Source organism: Methylobacterium iners, from assembly GCF_022179305.1.
Taxonomy (GTDB): Bacteria; Pseudomonadota; Alphaproteobacteria; order Rhizobiales; family Beijerinckiaceae; genus Methylobacterium; species Methylobacterium iners.
Window position 1 is genome coordinate 18466 of sequence record NZ_BPQP01000066.1, and the last position, 19322, is coordinate 37787.

Genomic DNA, 19322 nt, shown 5'->3' on the forward strand with positions numbered 1-19322 from the left:
GCCTGAAGGAATCGCGCTCATGACCGGCAAGCTGATCGCGGTCGCCAACATGAAGGGCGGGGTGGGCAAGACCACGACCGTGGTGATGCTGGCCGAGGCACTCGCCGCCGACGGCGCCCGCGTGCTCGTGGCCGATCTCGACCCGCAGGCCAGCGTCTCCGTCTGCCTCGCCGGCGAGACGATCCTCAGCGAGATGATCGCCAAGGGCCGCACCCTGGAAGCCTATCTCGCCCTCAAGCTCCTCAAGGAGGAGAAGCCGCTGCTGGCCCCGCGCATCCGCGCCGATGTCAGCCTGACGACGCACCAGAACGCGCCGCTGGCCGTGTCGCTGCTGCCGGCCGGCCCCTACCTGCGCCTCGTCGAGCGCGAGCTCATCTACGAGCTGACCCACAAGCGCTTCTCGATGCACGCCATCGAGAACCAGCTCTGGAAGGTGTTCCAGGACGAGTTCGTGCCGCTTGGCCAGGATTACGACTACATCCTGTTCGACTGCGCGCCGGGCATCTCGCCGATGACCGAGATCGCGGTGCGGGGCTCGGACCTCGTCCTCGTCACCTCCATCGCCGACCACCTCTCGACCTGGGGCCTCGACGCCTTCATCCAGACGGTCTGGGGGCAGGCGAGCAAGCGCGCCAGCCGGATCGCGCCCCGGCGCCTCCCGCACGTGCTCGTGACCCGCTTCCAGCAGAGCGTCCGCCAGCAGCAGCAGACCGTGGCGCGCCTGGAGGCGGAGGCCGCCGCGCCCGATGCCGGCTTCCGGCTGCTGGCCACGCGGATCCCGCAGGCCGCGGCCCTGGCCGACGCCCTGACGCCGCACGAGGCGCCGCCGACCTTCTCGGGCAAGTACGGCATCCACGTCACCAGCGTCCTCATCCCCCTCGTCGCGGAAGTGAAGGAGGTTCTTCATGGCGCTTGATGTGGATGGTTACGCGGTGTTCCAGGCCATCACGGCGCGGCCCGACGTCTTCCCTGACATCCGCGCCGAGGTCGCCAGAACCGGCCGCGCGCTGGTCGTGAAGCAGCTCAAGGCGAAGAGCCTCGGCCTGCCGGGCCTGCGCCGTATCCGCGACACCCTCGGGGCGGAGCGCTTCGCCCTCATCCTCGACGGGCTCACCGAGGCCGAGGCGAGGAGCCTCGTGACGAGGCTCGACAAGCACCACCCGGACCTCAAGACCGCCCCCGCCGACTGGCCCCGTCGGCACCTCGCGGCGCTTGCGACGGACGCCGAGCCCGCCGCGAAAGGCTCGGTTGCATCGGGAGCGGCGAGGGCGGTGGCGCCGAAGACGCCCAAGGTCACCCGCGCGCTCGGCAGCGCCGCCTTCGCCGCCGCGTGGGACGGCAAGGACCACGACCCCAAGCCGAAGAAGGCGAAGAAGAAGGGCGAGTGAGGACCGTGCCGATCCCATGGTCGTCCTCGGGTGTCGACCCACACCCGGGAGGCAGGACAACGGTTTGTAAGCTCTTTGGTGTGTAGGAATCTAGGCTCTTGCGTGCCTGATGGTTGTGCGCAACCACAGATCGATCACCAGGGCTCAACATTCGTGTTCAATCGAACTGCACGATCGACTGAGGAAAGTGGACATATCAATTCCGCCAGACCATCTGCGCCCGGATGGTCGAAGGATGGGCTCATTCTCGCGACGTTCATCGCCATATCGCTGGTCTGGGCGGTTCTCGGTTACCATCTGCATTCTCTCAAGCAGACCATTCGTGAGCAGACGCATCGCGACGTCACGAATATCTCGATCGGTGTAGAGAAGCACGTCGAGCGCCTGCTGGTCGGCGTCGATCAGGTGATGCGTTTCATTGTCGATGATTACCAGAACGATCCTGAGGCTTTCGACTTCGCTGCTTGGCTGAGGCGCTCGACGTCGCTCGAAGGACTGACCACCCAGGTCTCGATGTACAACGCGGCTGGCGAGCTGCAAGCGTCGCGCACGCCTCCGGCGCCCGGCCTTGCGACCTTCCACGTTCGGGATCGTGCCTACTTCCAGGCGCTCTCGGCCGACCCGAATCCCGGGCTTTACGTCGATCGCACCGTCAGGGGCCGCTTCACCGGCCGATACGTGCTCCAGACGGCGCGTCGCCTCAACCGTCGCGACGGCAGCTTCGCCGGCGTGATCGTCACCTCCATCGACCCCAACTACCTGTCGAACCAGTTCAAGGCCGTGGATGTGGGATCGCAGGGCAGCATCGGGCTGTTCGGCTACGACGGCTACATCCGGGCGCGCTACCCGCAGATCGAGGACATGTACGAGCGCAACGTGGCATCGCTCAACGCGGGCAAGGGCGTCTTCGCGCACCTCGCGCACGCCCCCACCGGCACCTACGAGCTGCAAAGCCCGTTCGACCAGGTGACCCGGGTCTTCGGCTACCGGACGGTCGGTTCGCTGCCTCTCATCGTCACCGTGGGCAAGTCGCTGGAGGAGGTCATGCTTCCCTTCTGGGACGAGCAGCGCCTCGCGATCGTGGCCGGCCTGAGCATCACGGCCCTGCTCCTCTCCCTTCTGGCGCTGCGGCTGCGCGCCCTGAAACGGGACCGCCTGCATGCGGCAGCGCTCGCCGAAGCGAACCAGACCTTGTACGAGAAGGAGAAGATCGCCCGCGCCGCGGAGGCTCACTTCCGATTGCTGGCCGAGAACACGACGGACGTCATCATCTGGTGCGATTCCGACATAACGCACAAGTACGTGTCGCCCGCGGTCAGGAACGTCCTGGGCTACGAGCCTGAGGAGCTCATCGGAACTCGGCCCCTCCGCTTCGTTCATCCCGATGACGCGGAGGCCTATGCGCGCGTCCTGCGCGATCTGACGAGCGGGCGGGTCGAGCAAGCCGTCACCGCCCAGCGCTATCGGCGCAAGGACGGCGTCGACATCTGGGTCGAGATCTCCTTCAGCGTCACCCGCGAAGCCGTGACGAGCCAGAGGGACGGCTACGTCGCCTCGTTGCGCGACATCACGGCGCGCAAGGAGGCCGAGCTGCAGATCGCGCATATGGCGACGCACGATGCCTTGACCGGGCTGCCCAACAGGCTGCTGTTCCGCGACCGTTTGAGTCAGGAGCGTGCCAACGCGAAGCGGCACGGCAACGGCTTCGCGGTGCTCGCCTGCGATCTCGACCGGTTCAAGGCCGTCAACGACAAGCTCGGTCATCCGGCAGGCGATAAGCTGCTGGCGCTGGTCGCCGAGCGGCTGACCGCGGAGGCGCGCGACGTCGATACCGTGGCGCGCCTTGGCGGCGACGAGTTCGCGATCATCCTGTCCTGGGTGAACGACCCGCAGGCCGCGAGCCTGGCAGCAGAGCGATTGATCGGGGCCTTGGGCCGACCTTTCGATATCGACGGCGTCACCGTCAGCATCGGGGTGAGCATCGGCATCGCCCTCGCGTCGGCGGAGGTCGAGAACACGGACAGCCTGCTCACGAATGCAGACATCGCCCTCTACAAGGCCAAGTCGACCGGGCGGAACACGTTTCGGTTCTACGAGGCGGGGATGGATGCGATGGTCGCCAAGCGCACCAATCTCGAACTCGATCTGCGGGACGCCTTGCAGCGCGGCGACTTCGTGCTGCACTACCAGCCCGTCATCGACCTCGCGAGCGATGAAGCGGTCGGCTTCGAGGCCCTGTTGCGCTGGCAGCATCCCGTGCGCGGCATGGTCTCCCCCGCGGACTTCATTCCCCTGGCCGAGGAAACCGGCCTGATCACCACGCTGGGCGCCTGGGCCTTGCGCGAGGCTTGCCGCGAGGCTGCCTCCTGGCCGCACGACCTCAGCGTCGCGGTCAACGTCTCGGCGATCCAGTTTCAGCAACCCGGATTGGAGCAGAGCGTGATGCACGCCCTGTCGGCTTCCGGATTGCCAGCGAGACGGCTGGAACTGGAGATCACGGAGAGCGTGCTGATGCAGGACGCCCAGGCGGTCGTCGCCTGCCTGCACCGCCTGCGTGGCTTGGGCGTGCGTATCGCGCTCGACGATTTCGGGACGGGCTATTCCAGCTTGAGCTACCTTCGGCAGTTCCCGTTCGACAAGATCAAGATCGATCGCTCCTTCATCCGCGAGATCGGCGATCCGGATGCCGCCGCCATCGTGAGGGCCGTCGTGGGTCTCGGCACCCATTTGGGCATCGCGATCACGGCGGAGGGCGTCGAGACGAGGGAGCAACTCGATCAGGTCCGCAGCGAGGGCTGCACCGAGGTCCAAGGCTTCCTGTTCAGTCAGCCCCTCCCGGCCCTCGATGCTCTGCGCTTCATTGACGTCAGGCTCAGCTCGGCCGCCTAGGGTTCGGTCCTGATGAGGCAGTCGCCCCGGATCTGCCGAACCGGCCCGGGCCCGGCGGGTTGAGCGGATCAGCCAGTGCAGACAACTGGCCGGCTTGGTCCTGCCGGCATTGCGATCACCTTCACGCGCCCTGCCGGGGCTTGCTTTCTCAGCCTCGGCGTGGCGTGCGCGTCGCCGTCAAATAGCCAAGGCCCGTCATTCATCGGCGTTCCCATCGCCGCGCAGCGGCTCGAAAGCAGGCCGTCGCGGAGCCACGCCCGGCGGACCTCAGCACGGTCAAACCGGCGGCCTTCAGACCCGGTGGCGCTGCCCCGCGGCGAGCGCCCGCTCGAGAGTCTGCCGGATGAAGCGCTGATAGGGCATGCCGGCCCGTCCGGCTTCGGCCTTCACGGCATCGAGAAGCGGCTGCGGCATCCGCAGGTGGACATTGGCGTCCTTCGCCTGGAACTCGTACTGGACCCGCTCGCCACCGCTCAGGTCGAACTGGGTCAGATCGGCGGTTTCAACGAACCGCCGAGCCTCATCGTCAGTCGCGAAAGTGGGAAGAGGCGGCTTTCTCATAATACTCGATCTCCTTGTCATGCATGAAGCGGGCGCTGATGGCGCGGATTTATATCCGGCCTGCCTTGTTCCTCATGGTGTACACGACGAAGACGTGGCGGCCTGCGGCGGTCCGCCCGATCGCTCTCCACCGCGTCCCGGCGTTCGAATGTCCTGGGTCGGGAAAGCGGTACAGGGGTCCCAACAGGGCGGACGCGATCTCCTCCAGCGACACGCCATGCTTCTGGCAGTGCTCGCGATTCCCGTCATCCCAGTCAAATCCGGCTATCGCTTTGGTCACCGGAAAATGATGGCGTTTGTGTACACAAAAGTCAAAGTCTCCGCATGCCATGCAAATCTCTGCGCGACGACGAACGAAAAAGGGGCCGCCTCTCGGCGACCCCTCGTTTCGTCGGTCTTGGGAGGCCGGACTTAGAAGTCCATGCCGCCCATGCCGCCGCCCATGCCGCCGCCGCCGGGCATGCCGCCGCCGCCGCTCTCCTTCTTGGGAGCGTCGGCGATCATCGCCTCGGTGGTGACGAGCAGGCCGGCGACCGAGGCCGCGTCCTGCAGGGCCGTGCGAACGACCTTGGCCGGGTCGACGATGCCGGCCTGGATCATGTCCACGTACTCTTCGGTCTGGGCGTTGAAGCCGTAGGTGATCGAGTCCGTGTTGTCGGTGATCTTGCCGACCACGATCGAGCCCTCGACGCCGGAATTGGCGGCGATCTGGCGGATCGGGGCCTCAAGGGCCTTCAGCACGATCTTGATGCCGGCCTGGACGTCCGGGTTGTCGCTCTTGAGGACGCGGACGGCCTCGCGGGCGCGCAGCAGGGCGGTGCCGCCGCCGGGGACGATGCCCTCTTCCACCGCAGCGCGGGTGGCGTTGAGCGCGTCGTCGACGCGGTCCTTCTTCTCCTTGACCTCGACCTCGGTCGCGCCGCCGACGCGGATGACCGCGACGCCGCCGGCGAGCTTGGCCAGGCGCTCCTGGAGCTTCTCACGGTCGTAGTCCGAGGTGGTCTCCTCGATCTGCGCCTTGATCTGGCCGACGCGGGCCTCGATGTCGGACTTCTCGCCCGAACCGTCGATGATCGTGGTGGTCTCCTTCTCGATGCGGACCCGCTTGGCGCGGCCGAGCATCGGGAGGGTGACGTTCTCGAGCTTGATGCCGAGGTCCTCGGCGATCATCTGGCCGGAGGTGAGGATCGCGATGTCCTCGAGCATCGCCTTGCGGCGATCGCCGAAGCCCGGCGCCTTGACGGCCGCGACCTTGAGGCCGCCGCGCAGCTTGTTCACCACGAGGGTGGCGAGCGCCTCGCCCTCGATGTCCTCGGCGATGATGACGAGCGGCTTGCCGGTCTGGACGACCGCCTCGAGCACCGGCAGCATGGCCTGCAGCGAGGAGAGCTTCTTCTCGTGGATGAGGATGTAGGGGTCCTCGAGCTCCGCGACCATCTTCTCCGCGTTGGTGATGAAGTACGGGGAGAGGTAGCCGCGGTCGAACTGCATGCCCTCGACGACGTCGAGTTCGGTCTCGGCCGTCTTGGCCTCCTCGACGGTGATGACGCCCTCGTTGCCGACCTTCTGCATGGCATGGGCGATCATCTCGCCGATTTCCTTGTCGCCGTTCGACGAGATCGTGCCGACCTGGGCGACCTCTTCGGACGAGGCGACCTTCTTGGCGCGGCTCGTGATGTCCTTCACGGCGGCCGAGGTGGCCAGATCGATGCCGCGCTTGAGGTCCATCGGGTTCATGCCGGCGGCGACGTACTTGGCGCCTTCGCGCACGATCGCCTGGGCCAGCACCGTCGCGGTGGTGGTGCCGTCACCGGCGATGTCGTTGGTCTTCGAGGCCACTTCGCGCACCATCTGGGCGCCCATGTTCTCGAACTTGTCGGCGAGCTCGATCTCCTTGGCGACGGTGACGCCGTCCTTGGTGATGCGCGGCGCGCCGAAGCTCTTCTCGATGACGACGTTGCGGCCCTTGGGGCCGAGCGTCACCTTCACCGCGTCGGCGAGAATGTCGACGCCGCGCAGCATCTTCTCGCGGGCGTCGGAGGCGAAGCGGACTTCTTTCGCTGCCATGTGTCAGATCCTCATGCGATTCGCCCCGAGGCGCCGGGTAACGGCACCGTCGAAGGGCTGGGAATAGGAAAGAGCGGTGCGACCGACCCCTAGGCGACGACGCCCATGATGTCGGATTCCTTCATGATCAGGAGATCCTGACCGTCGATCTTGACCTCGGTGCCGGACCACTTGCCGAACAGGACGCGGTCGCCGGCCTTGACGTCGAGCGCGTTGATGCGGCCAGCCTCGTCGCGGGCGCCGGGACCGACGGCGATGACCTCGCCCTCTTGCGGCTTCTCCTTGGCGGTATCCGGGATGATGATGCCGCCCTTGGTCTTCTCCTCGCCCTCGATACGGCGGACGACGACACGGTCGTGCAGCGGACGGAACTTCATGAGCTGCCCTCTTGCTTCGAATTCAGGGATGGCGTTGATACGGCGCGACTGCGCGCTCAAGCCGGACTGTTAGCACTCTCGAGCGGCGAGTGCCAAAGCCCGGCGGGAGTTAGGCTCGCCCGCGATCCGAGTCAAGAGTGTCGCACCCTGGGAACAGGTGCGATTTTCTCCGGCCGACGCCCGGGACGGAATTTTCCTTTATGATCAGCCTTCAGGGCCCGCAGGGCCACGTCGATGCCGGCGGCCTTGCCGAGCGGCAGCCCCTGCCCGCGCACACCATCTGGATCGACCTGAACGATCCGAGCGCCGACGAGGCCGCCGCCGTCGAAGCGGCGACGGGCCTGCGCGTCCCCTCGCGAAAGGCGCTGAGCGAGGTCGAGAATTCGAGCCGCCTGCGCCGCCTCAGGAACGGGCTCTCGCTTTCCACCCCGATGATCACCTTCGACAAGGTGGATTCGGGGCTCAAGCCGCTGGGCTTCGTGATCACGCGCGACCACCTCGTCACGGTGCGCTTCCACGAGCTGCGCGCCTTCGCGGAGGTGAAGAAGCGGATCGGCGAGGGCGACGCGGCCTGCGCCACCAGCACGGAGATCTTCCTGCTCCTGATGGAGGAGCTCGTCGACAGCCTCGCCGATGCCCTGGAGGAAATGGGCGCCGACCTCGACGCCCTCTCGACGCGCATCTTCGACTTCGACGTGAAGACCGGCGCGGGCAAGTTCGACCCGAAGGTGCCCCGGCGCCGGGACGTGGCCCTGCGCCGGATCCTGCGGAGCATCGGGCGGCGCGGCAAGGCGCTGGGCAAGATCCGCTCCAGCCTGCTCGGCCTCGAGCGCATCCTGCCCTTCGTCGCAGGCGAGTGCGAGACGATCCTCGGCGCCGAGCTGGAGCCCCGCTTCGAGACGATCCGGCGCGACATCGCCTCGCTGGACGAGTTCGAGATCCGATTGTCGGAGAACGTCCAGTTCCTCCTCGACGCGACGCTGGGGCTCATCAACGTCGAGCAGAACAACACCTTCCGCGTCCTCACCGTGGTCTCGGCCGTCGGCGTGCCGCCCACCCTCATCGCCTCGATGTACGGCATGAACTTCAAGGCGATGCCCGAACTCGACTGGGCCTGGGGCTACCCTTACGCGCTCGCCCTCATCCTGATCAGCGCGCTGATCCCACTCGCGTATTTCCGTGTGAAGGGCTGGTTCTGAGGGCGGAGCGGGACCGCTGAGGCGCGTCGCCGCCGCATGCCCCGGGCATGCACGCACGAGTTTCGTTCATCGTTTCGTGCTCCTATCGGCTCATTCCGGACGGGCGTTCCGTTCCAGGCACCTTGGACAAGTCGGGACGATGCTGTCGAACGGACCCTCGGGAAGCAGGCTGGGCCTGGGCGGCGGCCTCAAGGTCATGGCCGTCCTGGTCGGCCTCGGGATCCCGGCACTCGTCGCGGGCAGCCTCTACCAGCAGCGCGGGCAGGAGCTGCACGCCGCCGAAGTCAACACCGCCAACACCGTCCGCGCCCTGGAGCAGCACGCCGCCCGTACGGTCGAGACCGTCGACACCTTCCTGCAGGCCGTGGTCTCCCTCGCGGGCTCGCCCACCGGAAGCCTCTCGCCCGAGACCATTCACGCCGCGCTTCGCGACAAGCTGGCCCAGTCCAACGATCTGACCAACATCCTCATCCTCGATGCCCACGGCGACGCGCTCCACGAGGCCGTCGGCTTTCCCGCCCGATCCACGGATCGGCGCGACCACGACTACCTTCAGAAGCTCCGCGACGACCCGAACGGGACCCTGTTCATCGGCTCGCCGATCACGGGGCGCCGGACCAAGCTTCCCATCCTCCCCATCGCACGGCGCATCAACCATGCCGACGGCTCGTTCGCCGGCGTCATCGTGGCGACCCTGAAGGCATCGGCCTTCCAGTCGGTCTTCGATGGCTTCGACCTCGGGCCGAACTCCACCCTCGGCCTCTGGCGCTCCGACGGAACCCTTCTGGTGCGGGCGCCGCACGTCCCGGCGCTGATCGGGAAGAACTACGCCGCCACCGAGAACTACAAGCGCTACGTCCAGCCCAAGGACACGAGGCCGTTCTGGTCGGCCGGATCCACGGACGGGATCGAGCGCGTCCTCGCGCTCGGCTTCGTGCCCTCCTACCCGCTCTATGTCAGCGCCACGCAAGCGCGCGACACGGCGCTCGCGGGATGGCGCCAGGCCGTTTGGATGCAGGGCGGCATCGCGGGCGGGCTCACGCTCGTCGTCGTCGTCGCCCTGCTTGCGCTGGCCCGCGCCCTGACGCAGCGCCGCCGGAGCGAGGAGGCCCTAGCGGAGAGCGAGGCGCTCCATCGCCTCCTGTCGGAGAATTCCAGCGACATGATCGCGGTCAAGCCGACCTTCGAGAGCCGCCGCAGCTACGTGTCGCCGGCCTCCGTCAAGGTAGCCGGATGGGCGCCGGACGAGTTCGCGGGAATGCTGCCGTCGGCTTACGTGCATCCGGACGATCTCGATCGCGTGCAGGCCGAGTACGCGACGCTGACGCGCGACACTCCCAGCGTCACCAGCACCCACCGCGTGCGGCACAAGGCGGGGCACTGGATCTGGGCCGAGGCGACCTTCGCCCTCGTGTCTCCGGGAACCAGCGAGGAGCGGGTGATCGCCACCTCCCGCAACGTCACGGCGCGGCGCATGGCGGAGGACGCCCTGATGGAGAGCGAGGGGCGCTACCGCCTGCTCGCCGAGGCCGCGACGGACATGATCGTCCTGGCCGACGTCGAAGGCGTGCGCCGCTACGTCTCGCCCGCGAGCCGGGCGCTCCTCGGATACGAGCCGGAGGAACTCGTCGGGACGCACCCAGCCGCGATGAGCCACCCCGAGGACGCGCACATCCTCGCCGGCACCTTCGACCGCTTGCGCGACGGGGTGACCGAACAGGTCTCCGAGATGTACCGACTGCGCCGGAAGGACGGGACCTACGTCTGGGTGGAAGCCAAGCTGAACCTGGTGCGGGACAAGGCGACGGGTGCCCCGACCGGCATCCTCAGCGCCGTGCGCGACGCCTCGGAGCGCCAGCGCCAGTCGGAGGAGCTGCGGGCGGCCAAGGAGGCGGCGGAGGCGGCCGCCGAGGCCAAGGGCGAGTTCCTGGCCAGCATGAGCCACGAGCTGCGCACGCCGCTCAACGGCATCATCGGCTTCTCGGGCCTGATGGCCGAGGGCGGGGACATGGCCTTGCCGACCATGCAGCACTACGCCCGCCTCGTGCACGCCGCCAGCACCACCCTCCTGTCCATCGTCAACGACGTGCTGGACGTCTCGAAGCTCGAGGCCGGCAGCCTCGAACTCGACCTCCATCCGTTCGCGCCGCGCCACCTCGTCGAGCACGCGGCCATGCTGCTGCGCGAGCAGGCGGCGGCGAAGGGCCTCGCGCTGCATGTCGAGGTCGACGCCGAGGTTCCCGAGGTTCTCCTGGGCGACGAGGCGCGCCTGCGCCAGGTTCTGCTGAACCTGCTCTCGAACGCCGTGAAGTTCACGGCCAAGGGCATGGTCTGGCTGTACGTGGACCACGAGGGCCGACGCGACGGCCTCGCCCGGGTCCGGTTCACGGTGATGGATACCGGCATCGGCATCCCGGCCGACAAGCGGCACCGCCTGTTCCAGCGCTTCAGCCAGGTGGACGGTTCGACGGCCCGGCAGTTCGGCGGCACCGGCCTCGGCCTCTCGATCTGCAAGAGCCTGATCGAGATGATGGGCGGTTCGATCCGGGTCGACAGCACCGAGGGGGAGGGCTCCTCGTTCACCTTCACCCTCGACCTTCCCGTCGCGGAGGTCGCGGCGGACGCGGCGTCGCCGAGCCCGTCCGCGCAATCGTCGGCCTCGGAGACGGGTGCGCACATCCTCCTGGCCGAGGACGTCGCGATGAACCAGGAACTGGCCGTGGCGATGCTCACCCGGTGGGGGCACAGCGTCGACGTGGTCCCCGACGGCGCGATCGCCGTCGATGCGGTCATGCGCAACCGCTACGACCTCGTTCTCATGGACGTGCAGATGCCGGTCATGGACGGGCTGGAGGCGACCCGGCGCATCCGAGGGCTGGGGGGCGCCCATGCCGAGCTGCCCATCATCGCCATGACGGCGAACGTCCTGCCTCGCGACGTCGAGCGGTGCCGCCTCGCCGGCGCCGACGCCCATATCGGGAAGCCCTTCGTGCCCGAGATCCTCCGGGCCCTCGTCACGCACTGGGCCGGAACCGGGTCGGCGGGTCCGGAGGCCGGCCCCGCCGGCGGTTCTGGCCACGACGGCACCGTCCTCGACGATCTGGGCGAGATGATCGGCCCGGCACGCCTCGCCACGATGCTGCGGCGGTTCGTGGCCGAGCTCGACAACCGCCTGGCGGAGGCCCCGGCCGATGCGGCGGGGTGGCAGGGCGTCATGGGCGACGCGCACGCCCTGATCTCGACGGCAGGCATGCTCGGCTTCACGGCGCTCTCGGAGGCCTGCCGGACCCTGGAACAGACCTGTCAGACCGCGCCCCCCGACGGATCGCAGCCCGCGTCGCAGCTCCAGCGCGTCCGGGAAGAGGTCGACCGGGCCCGAGCGAAATCCGCGCAGCTGATCGCCGCCTGGGAGGCTCGACAGGCCGCCTGAAGCGGTTGTCCTTGCTAGACACGCACCTGCGTCATGACGAATCCGTCACGCGGCATGGCCGGGATGCGATCGAGCGGGATCGTCAAGTCCTGTTCCGGCACCGTGAACCGCATCTCGCGGGCGAGGATCGGCACCACCGCCTTCATCTGCTCGATCGTGATCCACTCGCCCGGACAGCGATGGCCGGCCTCGGGCTCGCCGCCGCCCTGCGGGATGAGGCTGTTGGGGTCCCGGTTCCACCGCTCGAAGCGCTCGGGCCGGAAGTCGTCCGGGCTCTCCCAGGTCCGCGGGTCGCGGTTCGTGCCGTAGAGGTCCATCAGCACCCAATCGCCCTCGGCGAAGTCGTGGCCCTGGAAGGCGAAGGGGGCCAGCACGCGGCCCCCGATGAAGGGAATGAAGGGGTAGAAACGGCGCACCTCCTGCACGAAGCGCTCGACGGCCGCCGCGTCGCCGGATTGCAGGGCCTCCCGCGTCTCCGGGTAGAGGTGCAGGGCATGGGCCGCGAAGGTGAGGTAGCGGGCGTTGGCGACGGTCGGACGCAGGACGTTGATCAGCTCGACCGCCGCGATGGTGACGTCGAGGGGCTCGCCGTTCGCATCGACGTGACGGGCGATCACCTGAAGCGCGCTGCCTTCGGGGGCCTCGCGCGTTCCGGCCCGCACCTGCCGGATCGTCTCGCGCATCCAGCGCTCGGTCCGGGCGCGCAGCGCGTGGCCGCGCCAGTTGCGCGGGCCGACCGAGCCCGTGCCCTCGACCATCGCCTCGAACTCGCCCGCGCGCTGCTCGGCCTCTGCCTGCGTCAGGGGCAGGCCGGCCCATTCGCAGACCGCCGCGCAGAACGGCACATGGGCCTCGTGGAAGAGGACGACGCGATCCATCGTCGCCCAGCGGGCGGCCGCGCGGCGCCAGTGCCGCGCCGTCGCCTCGGCCAGGCGCCGCGCGGCGGCCGGGCCCATAAGGCTGAGGAACATCGCCTTGCGGCGGCGATGCGCCTCGCCGTCGAGCACCATGACGCTGCCGTTGTCCTGGATCAGGGCGAAGGACACGCGCGGCAGGGCGTTCCGGCGGGTGAGCTGGTCCGCCCTGTAGAACTGGGCGGCGGCCCCCGGCCCCGTCATGCACACGGCCCTCTTCAGCATCAGCCGCGTCGCGAAGAGGTCGGATCCGTAGGCCCGGCAGCGGCTCGGAATGTAGCCGTAGCCCTCTCGGAGGAGCGCCAGGGTCGCGTCCGGGTGGGGATCGCGAGGAATCTCAGACATGCCTACCCTTGCCTATCCCTTGTCCCAGGCGGGCCGGCGCGGCCTGCTCCCGCTCAATGACGGTGGTGCCGCGATGGTTCGGCCTGTTCGTCCGGACGCCGTGGGCGGCATCGACCATCCCGTCAGGTCCCGGCATCCTCGATCGCCCGCACGAGGTCGTCGTCCGACAGGCGCTCGTCCCAGTCACCGGGAAGCTGCAGGCGCACCGATTGCGCGCCGCTGCGCGGCGTGCAGGTGACGGGCAGGCTGCCATCCGCTCCGCTCAGCTTTGCCGTCACGCTCTCCGGCGCGTCCTTGAGGCCGGCATAGGCCTAGATGCAGGTCCGTTCCGTTCCGTCCCTGGCGATCACGACACGTTCGCGGGGCATCGGGTCTCCTTGTCGCTACACCGGACATCGCCGTGCGGGATGATGGTTTGAGCCTAGAAGCTGCCGCTGAGCGGGTCCGGCGCATCCTCCGCCGCCCGGCCCGCGTGGCGTTCCTTGCCCGTCGCGATCATCCCGTCGAGGAACGCCAGGATTTGCGACAGCGGAGGCGATCCCTCCTGGCCGTCGCCGATCTCGCGGACCTTCGTCCGCACCTCCGTAAGCGCCTGCAGGTAGCCCGCCTCGTATTCGGCCATCTTTGGTCCTTCTCGAAATGTGCCCGGCGCTAGAACAACTCAGGGTGCCGCGCCCTCAGGGCGAGGGCGAGCGTGAGGGTCTTGAGGTCGGTCAGCTCGCCGCGATCGGCCCGCGCCGCGAGCTCGGCGAGGGGCATCTCGACCACCCGGATGTTCTCGTGCTCGCCCTCGGCCCCGCCGCCCTCGGTCACGCGCTCGGCCCTGTCATAGGCGGCGAGGTAGAGGTGGATTCGCTCCGTCGAGATGCCCGCGCAGGAATAGGTCGTGCCCACGGGTTCGAGATCCCCCAGGGCGATGCCCGTCTCCTCCAGCACCTCGCGCCGGGCGTTCTCCTCGGGCGTGCCCTCCTCAATGAGGCCGGCGGGGGCCTCGAGCTGCGTCTGCGCACCGGTCGCGTAGAGGGCCGGCACCCGCAGCTCCCGCACCAGGGCGGCCACGCCGCGCACCGGGTCGTAGGGCAGGATGCCGACGGAGTTGCCGTGGTCCTCGATCTCGCGCTCGACCTCCGTGCCGTCCGCGAGCCTGACCCGCGCCACGCCGAACCGGCTCCAGCCCTCGTGGACGAGGCGTAGGTCCAGGATCTCTGCCTTCATGCGAACCCCTAGCTCCGAATCTCTTGCGGCGAGGGCGGGTCTCAGGGTCAGGCCTGGTGCGGCTGGCCATTCGAGGCCATGAGGCCGCCGTCGACGGGCAGGTTCACGCCGTTGACGAAGCGTGCGTCGTGGCTCGCCAGGAAGGCGATGACGTCGGCCACCTCCTCGGGCTCGGCGCCGCGTCCGAGCGGGATGCGATCGGCGAACTTCTGCATCAGCGCGGCATCGTCCTTCATGCCCGCGGTGAGCTCGGTGAAGGTGAGGCTCGGGTTGACCGCGTTGACCCGCACGCCCTTCCCGCCGAGCTCCAGCGCCAGCGAGCGCGTCAGGTTCGTCACCGCGCCCTTGGCCGCGTTGTAGAAGCTCATGTTCCAGTCGCCGCCGAGCCCCGAGACCGACGAGACGTTGACGATCGAGCCCTTCGTCTCGAGGAGATGCGCCAGGGCGGCGCGGGTGCAATGGAAGACGCCGTCGACGTCGATCGCCATGACCTTCCGCCAATCCTCGACAGGGGTCTCCAGGAAAGGTCCGGTCGGCGCGACGCCCGCATTGTTGACGAGCACGTCGAGCCGGCCGAACCGCGACACGGCGGCCGAGACGAGCGTCTCGGCGCTGGCCCCATCCGAGACGTCGCCGGCCTGAACCAGGGTGCGCGCCGGATCGAGATCGGCCGCGACGCGATCGAGCTTCTCCCGCGTCCGCCCGTTGAGCACGACGCAGGCGCCCTCTCGCGCGAACCGCCGCACCGTGGCCGCGCCGATCCCGGAGCCGGAGCCCGTGACGACGACCGTCTTGCCCTCAAATCGCGACATCGTCCGCCCCGCGCCGATCGTGATCCCGTCACAGGCCAACCGCGCGGCGCCGCATTCGTTCAGGTGGAAGCGAGGGCCCGGCTTCGATGAGGGCGCAACAACCTGCGCCGGCGGCGCTGCCTTCCGGCCCTGCCGCGCTAGGTCTGCGGGCACGAAGCGCATTTGCTGGAGGAAAGACATGCACGCGACGCGACGGACCGTCCTCGTCGGCACGCTCGCCGCGGCCACGCTCGCGAAGCAGGGGACCGGCCCCGCCGAGGCCTCGGACGGCCCAGGCCCGCGCCAGGCGCCCGGCTTCTACCGCTACCGCGTCGGCGAGGTCACGGTGATGCCGGTGACGGACGGGGTCAACACCTTCCCGCTGCCCGAGCGCTTCGTCACCAATGCCCCGCGCGAGGCGGTCTCCGCGGCCCTGGTCGCCGATTTCCGCGACGGCGCCACCCTGTCGGTGCCCTACACGCCCCTGGTGATCGAGACGGGCGGCCGACGCATCGTCATCGACACGGGCAATGGCGAGGCCGCCTTCCAGACCAGCAAGGGCGCCATCGGCCAGTTCGGAGCCAACCTCGCGGCGGCCGGCCTCGACCGCGCGGCCATCGACACGGTCGTCATCTCGCATTTCCACGGCGACCACGTGAACGGCCTCCTGACGCCGGAGGGCAAGCCGGCCTTCTCCAAGGCCGAGATCCTCGTCCCCGAGGCGGAATGGGCCTACTGGATGGACGACGGCGCCATGAGCCGGGCGCCGGCCGGCCGGCTGCAGGACCTCTTCCGGAACAATCGCCGCGTGTTCGACGCGCTCGGCCGCAAGGTCACGCCCTACGCCTGGGACCGGGAGATCGCGCCCGGCCTGACGGCCCTCGGCACCCCGGGCCATACGCCCGGCCACACCTCGTTCCTGCTCGCCTCGGGCGGCAAGAGCCTGTTCGTGCAGTCCGACATCACCAACGTGCCCGTGCTCTTCGCACGCCAACCGGGCTGGCACGTCATGTTCGATCAGGATCCGGCGATGGCGGAGGCGACACGTCGCAAGGTCTACGACCGCATCGCGGCCGAGCGGTCCCTGCTCCAGGGCTTCCACTACCCCTTCCCGGCGGTGGCGCACTTGGAGAAGACGGCCGAGGGCTACCGCGAGGTGCTGGTGCCCTGGGATCCGCTTCTCCGGTGATGGATGCGGCCGGGCGCCTGGTCCGCATCCTCCACCGCCGGAAATAGGTCCGAGCCGAGGCCGTGAGACCGAGCGCGACGCGGGCCCGGCGAGATGCATTGCGACGGGCCGGCGGCGATGCCGCGCAGACATCGGGAGGAAAGACGATGCCGGATTCGATCGGGACCGCAGCCTCCGCCGGGGAGGACGCCGCGGACCGACGCCGAAGGATCAAGGCGATCGTCGCCTCCTCGTCGGGCAACCTCGTCGAGTGGTACGACTTCTACTGCTACGCCTTCTTCGCCCTGTACTTCGCCCCGGCCTTCTTCCCGCAGGGCGACACCACGAGCCATCTGCTGCAGACGGCCGGCATCTTCGCCGTGGGCTTCTTCATGCGCCCCATCGGCGGCTGGCTGTTCGGGCGCATCGCCGACCGGCTCGGGCGGCGCACCTCGATGGTGATCTCGGTGCTGATGATGTGCGCCGGCTCCCTCGCCATCGCCGTCCTGCCCACCTACGAGACCGTAGGCACGGCCGCCCCGGTGCTCCTCCTCCTCGCCCGCATGTTGCAGGGCATCTCGGTGGGCGGCGAGTACGGCACGAGCGCCACCTACATGAGCGAGGTGGCGCTCAAGGGCCAGCGCGGGTTCTACGCCTCGTTCCAGTACGTCACGCTGATCGGCGGGCAGCTCCTCGCCTCCCTGGTGCTCGTGACGCTCCAGGCGGTGATGACGGCCGACCAGCTCCGGGCCTATGGCTGGCGCATCCCGTTCGTCATGGGCGCGCTGGCGGCCATCGTCGCCCTCTACCTGCGGCGCTCGCTCGCCGAGACGATGGAGCAGGGCGGCGACCGGGAGGAGGCCGGCACCTTCCGCCAGCTCTTCAAGCACTGGCGTGGCTTCTGCGTGGTGCTCGCCTTCACGGCTGGCGGCTCGCTGAGCTTCTACACCTTCACGACCTACATGCAGAAATACCTCGTCAACACCGCGGGGATGGAGAAGACGGTCGCCTCGCAGGTGATGACCCTGGTGCTCCTCGTCTACATGGCGATCCAGCCCGTGTTCGGCGCGCTCTCGGACCGGATCGGCCGCAAGGCGAACATGCTGCTCTACAGCGGCCTGGGCACCCTGATGGTGGTGCCGGTGATGACCCTTCTCGCCACCAACAAGGACCCGTACCTCGCCTTCGGGCTGATCACGACGGGGCCCGTGATCCTCAGTTTCTACACGGGGATCAGCGGCATCGTGAAGGCGGAGCTGTTCCCGACCCAGGTGCGGGCGCTCGGCGTCGGGCTCTCCTACGCGCTCGCCAACGCCACCTTCGGCGGCACGGCCGAGTACGTCGCCCTCTGGTTCAAGGATGCGGGCAACGAGACCGCCTTCTTCTGGTACGTGACAGCGCTGCTCGCCGTCGCCTTCGTCGCCTCGCTGATCATGCCGAACCCGAAGCGCCACGGCTATCTCGACGGCGAGGGCACGGTCGAGGAGGCGCTCGGCGCCAAGCCGCGCCTCGCCGCCTGAAGCCGGGCCCCGCTCCGCCGCACCCTCAACGCGAGACTCGACAGTTTGATCGCCATCGGAACCGCCGGGTGGAGCGTGCCCAAGGCCTATGCCGAGGCCTTCCCGCCCCTCGGGAGCCACCTCGCGCGCTACGCGGGACGCTTCGACGCGGTGGAGATCAACACGTCCTTCTATCGCTCGCACCGCCGCGCGACCTACGAGCGATGGGCCGCGACGGTGCCCGAGCACTTCCGCTTCGCCGTCAAGGTTCTGCGCACGATCACGCACGAGCGGCGCCTCCGGGACGCCGAGGCCCTGCTCGAAGGATTTCTGGGCGAGGTTGCCGGGCTCGGCCCCAAGCTCGGCCCGCTCCTGCTCCAGCTGCCGCCGAGCCTGCGCTTCGACGATCCGACGAGCCCGGCCTTCCTGCGGGCGTTCCGGGCCGCCTTCGCCGGCGACATCGCCTGCGAGCCCCGTCACGCCAGCTGGTTCGAACCGGCCGTCGACGGGCTCCTGGCGGATCTGCGCATCGCCCGGGTGGCGGCCGATCCCGCCCCGGTGCCGGGCGCCGGCGAGCCCGGCGGCTGGCGCGAATGGCGCTACGACCGGCTGCACGGCTCGCCGACGATCTACTACTCGGCCTACGGGCCGCGCAGGCTCGACGTCATTGCGGACCGCCTGGCGGCGGATGCGGCGCGGGGGCGCCGTGGCTGGTGCATCTTCGACAACACGGCGGCCTTCGCCGCGACCGGCGACGCCCTCTCGACCCTGGAGCGCCTGAGGAGCCCCGCGCCGCCCGATCACACCGGCGGCCCCGGCTGAAGCCCGGGCCGCCGAGGGCGGCGATCGACGTTCCTATCATGCGACGTGGTTTCGACCCTCGCCGGAAGCTATCGAGGCGTGGGGCGTCACGCGCCCGGGCGGCCGAACCCGCTCGACCGTTACGCGCCGTCCGCTGGTCCCCGCCTGGGGGCGCCTTAGAACCCGGCCTGCATCCTCTTGGTTGTGCACGAGGGCGAGGAGCCCCCGACTTATGGCAGATCGAACCGTTGCGGCTCCACCGATCGAGGCGGAGATGAACCGGCATCCGGATGCCCTCGCCGCCCGGCCCGGCCGGCGGATGGGGCCGATGGGTATCTGAGGTGACGGCGCCGACGGGCATCCGGCGCGTCGAGGCTGCGACCATACGGAGAGAAGGGTGAAGTCACGTCTGGAGGAGCTGAAGGGCGATCCGGCCTTCCGCCAAGCGGTCCACGCGGTGCGGGGCGCGGCGAGCGTGCTGAGCGGCCGGGCGGTCACGCCCGAGGAGGCGGAGCTGCTGGTGAGCTTCGCCCTGGCCGCTTACGCCAATGCCGGCGGCCTCACCGAGCCGAGCCTGAGCCGCCTCGCGCGGTTTTCCGACAGGCTCGGGCCGGAGGAGAGCTTCGAGAGCCTGATGAAGCATTGAGGGCGAGGATCGGGGCCGTGGGCCCCGAGCGG

General features: G+C 68.9%; 18 protein-coding genes. 9 read left to right on the plus strand and 9 right to left on the minus strand.

From position 1 onward, the window contains the following. The first annotated feature begins 19 nt into the window (after positions 1 to 19). From MFF55_RS19490 to MFF55_RS19500, 3 genes are all read left to right on the plus strand, one after another. Positions 20 to 916, plus strand: a complete 897-nt coding sequence (locus MFF55_RS19490) for a ParA family protein (RefSeq protein WP_238245765.1) — start codon at positions 20 to 22, stop codon at positions 914 to 916. Next, on the plus strand, positions 906 to 1388 hold the full coding sequence (locus MFF55_RS19495) for a hypothetical protein (RefSeq protein ID WP_238245766.1): 483 nt from the start codon (positions 906 to 908) through the stop codon (positions 1386 to 1388). Before MFF55_RS19490 ends, MFF55_RS19495 begins: the two co-directional genes overlap by 11 nt. A 408-nt stretch (positions 1389 to 1796) precedes the next feature. Beyond that, positions 1797 to 4277 (plus strand): bifunctional diguanylate cyclase/phosphodiesterase, encoded by a 2481-nt coding sequence (locus MFF55_RS19500; RefSeq protein ID WP_507763050.1) that lies wholly within the window; start codon positions 1797 to 1799, stop codon positions 4275 to 4277. A 291-nt stretch (positions 4278 to 4568) separates the two neighbouring features. Here MFF55_RS19500 and MFF55_RS19505 read toward each other — a convergent pair whose 3' ends face one another. The 4 genes from MFF55_RS19505 to groES form a co-directional block, all read right to left on the minus strand. Next, positions 4569 to 4838 (minus strand): BrnA antitoxin family protein, encoded by a 270-nt coding sequence (locus MFF55_RS19505; RefSeq protein WP_238245768.1) that lies wholly within the window; start codon positions 4836 to 4838, stop codon positions 4569 to 4571. Positions 4839 to 4887: 49 nt separating this feature from the next. Continuing rightward, positions 4888 to 5169, minus strand: a complete 282-nt coding sequence (locus MFF55_RS19510; RefSeq protein WP_238245769.1) for a BrnT family toxin — start codon at positions 5167 to 5169, stop codon at positions 4888 to 4890. An 80-nt stretch (positions 5170 to 5249) separates the two neighbouring features. Next, positions 5250 to 6905: a chaperonin GroEL gene (gene groL / locus MFF55_RS19515; protein WP_238245770.1), complete on the minus strand. Its 1656-nt coding sequence runs from the start codon at positions 6903 to 6905 to the stop codon at positions 5250 to 5252. Between the two features lie 89 nt (positions 6906 to 6994). Continuing rightward, complete coding sequence (groES, locus tag MFF55_RS19520) at positions 6995 to 7282, minus strand: co-chaperone GroES (protein WP_238245771.1); 288 nt, start codon at positions 7280 to 7282, stop codon at positions 6995 to 6997. A gap of 200 nt (positions 7283 to 7482) precedes the next feature. Here groES and MFF55_RS19525 point away from each other — a divergent pair, with 200 nt between their 5' ends. Next, positions 7483 to 8481 carry a magnesium transporter CorA family protein gene (locus tag MFF55_RS19525; protein WP_238245772.1) on the plus strand — a complete coding sequence of 333 codons (999 nt, stop codon included), beginning with the start codon at positions 7483 to 7485 and terminating at the stop codon, positions 8479 to 8481. Positions 8482 to 8620: 139 nt separating this feature from the next. Then, positions 8621 to 11911 carry a PAS domain S-box protein gene (locus tag MFF55_RS19530; protein ID WP_238245773.1) on the plus strand — a complete coding sequence of 1097 codons (3291 nt, stop codon included), beginning with the start codon at positions 8621 to 8623 and terminating at the stop codon, positions 11909 to 11911. A gap of 14 nt (positions 11912 to 11925) precedes the next feature. On the opposite strand, the gene MFF55_RS19535 is transcribed toward MFF55_RS19530, so the two are convergent. The 5 genes from MFF55_RS19535 to budC form a co-directional block, all read right to left on the minus strand. Further along, positions 11926 to 13170, minus strand: coding sequence for a cytochrome P450 (locus tag MFF55_RS19535; protein WP_238245774.1), 1245 nt, complete (start codon positions 13168 to 13170; stop codon positions 11926 to 11928). Between the two features lie 122 nt (positions 13171 to 13292). Then, the gene (locus tag MFF55_RS19540) at positions 13293 to 13448 is read right to left on the minus strand and encodes a hypothetical protein (RefSeq protein ID WP_238245775.1); all 156 of its coding nucleotides are present in this window, start codon (positions 13446 to 13448) and stop codon (positions 13293 to 13295) included. Positions 13449 to 13591: 143 nt separating this feature from the next. Then, positions 13592 to 13792 (minus strand): hypothetical protein, encoded by a 201-nt coding sequence (locus MFF55_RS19545; RefSeq protein ID WP_238245776.1) that lies wholly within the window; start codon positions 13790 to 13792, stop codon positions 13592 to 13594. Positions 13793 to 13821: 29 nt separating this feature from the next. Continuing rightward, positions 13822 to 14385, minus strand: a complete 564-nt coding sequence (locus MFF55_RS19550; protein ID WP_238245777.1) for an NUDIX domain-containing protein — start codon at positions 14383 to 14385, stop codon at positions 13822 to 13824. A 47-nt stretch (positions 14386 to 14432) separates the two neighbouring features. Then, positions 14433 to 15197, minus strand: coding sequence for a meso-2,3-butanediol dehydrogenase (gene budC, locus MFF55_RS19555; RefSeq protein ID WP_238245778.1), 765 nt, complete (start codon positions 15195 to 15197; stop codon positions 14433 to 14435). 178 nt (positions 15198 to 15375) lie between these two features. On the opposite strand from budC, the gene MFF55_RS19560 reads away from it, so the two are divergent. The 4 genes from MFF55_RS19560 (at position 15376) to MFF55_RS19575 (ending at position 19290) form a co-directional block, all read left to right on the plus strand. After that, the gene (locus MFF55_RS19560; protein WP_238245779.1) at positions 15376 to 16365 is read left to right on the plus strand and encodes an MBL fold metallo-hydrolase; all 990 of its coding nucleotides are present in this window, start codon (positions 15376 to 15378) and stop codon (positions 16363 to 16365) included. Between the two features lie 146 nt (positions 16366 to 16511). Next, complete coding sequence (locus tag MFF55_RS19565; protein ID WP_238245780.1) at positions 16512 to 17864, plus strand: MFS family transporter; 1353 nt, start codon at positions 16512 to 16514, stop codon at positions 17862 to 17864. A 45-nt stretch (positions 17865 to 17909) separates the two neighbouring features. After that, positions 17910 to 18665, plus strand: coding sequence for a DUF72 domain-containing protein (locus MFF55_RS19570; protein ID WP_238245781.1), 756 nt, complete (start codon positions 17910 to 17912; stop codon positions 18663 to 18665). Positions 18666 to 19041: 376 nt separating this feature from the next. Then, a complete protein-coding gene (locus MFF55_RS19575) occupies positions 19042 to 19290 on the plus strand; it encodes a hypothetical protein (RefSeq protein WP_238245782.1) in 249 nt (82 codons plus the stop codon). Positions 19291 to 19322: the final 32 nt, after the last annotated feature.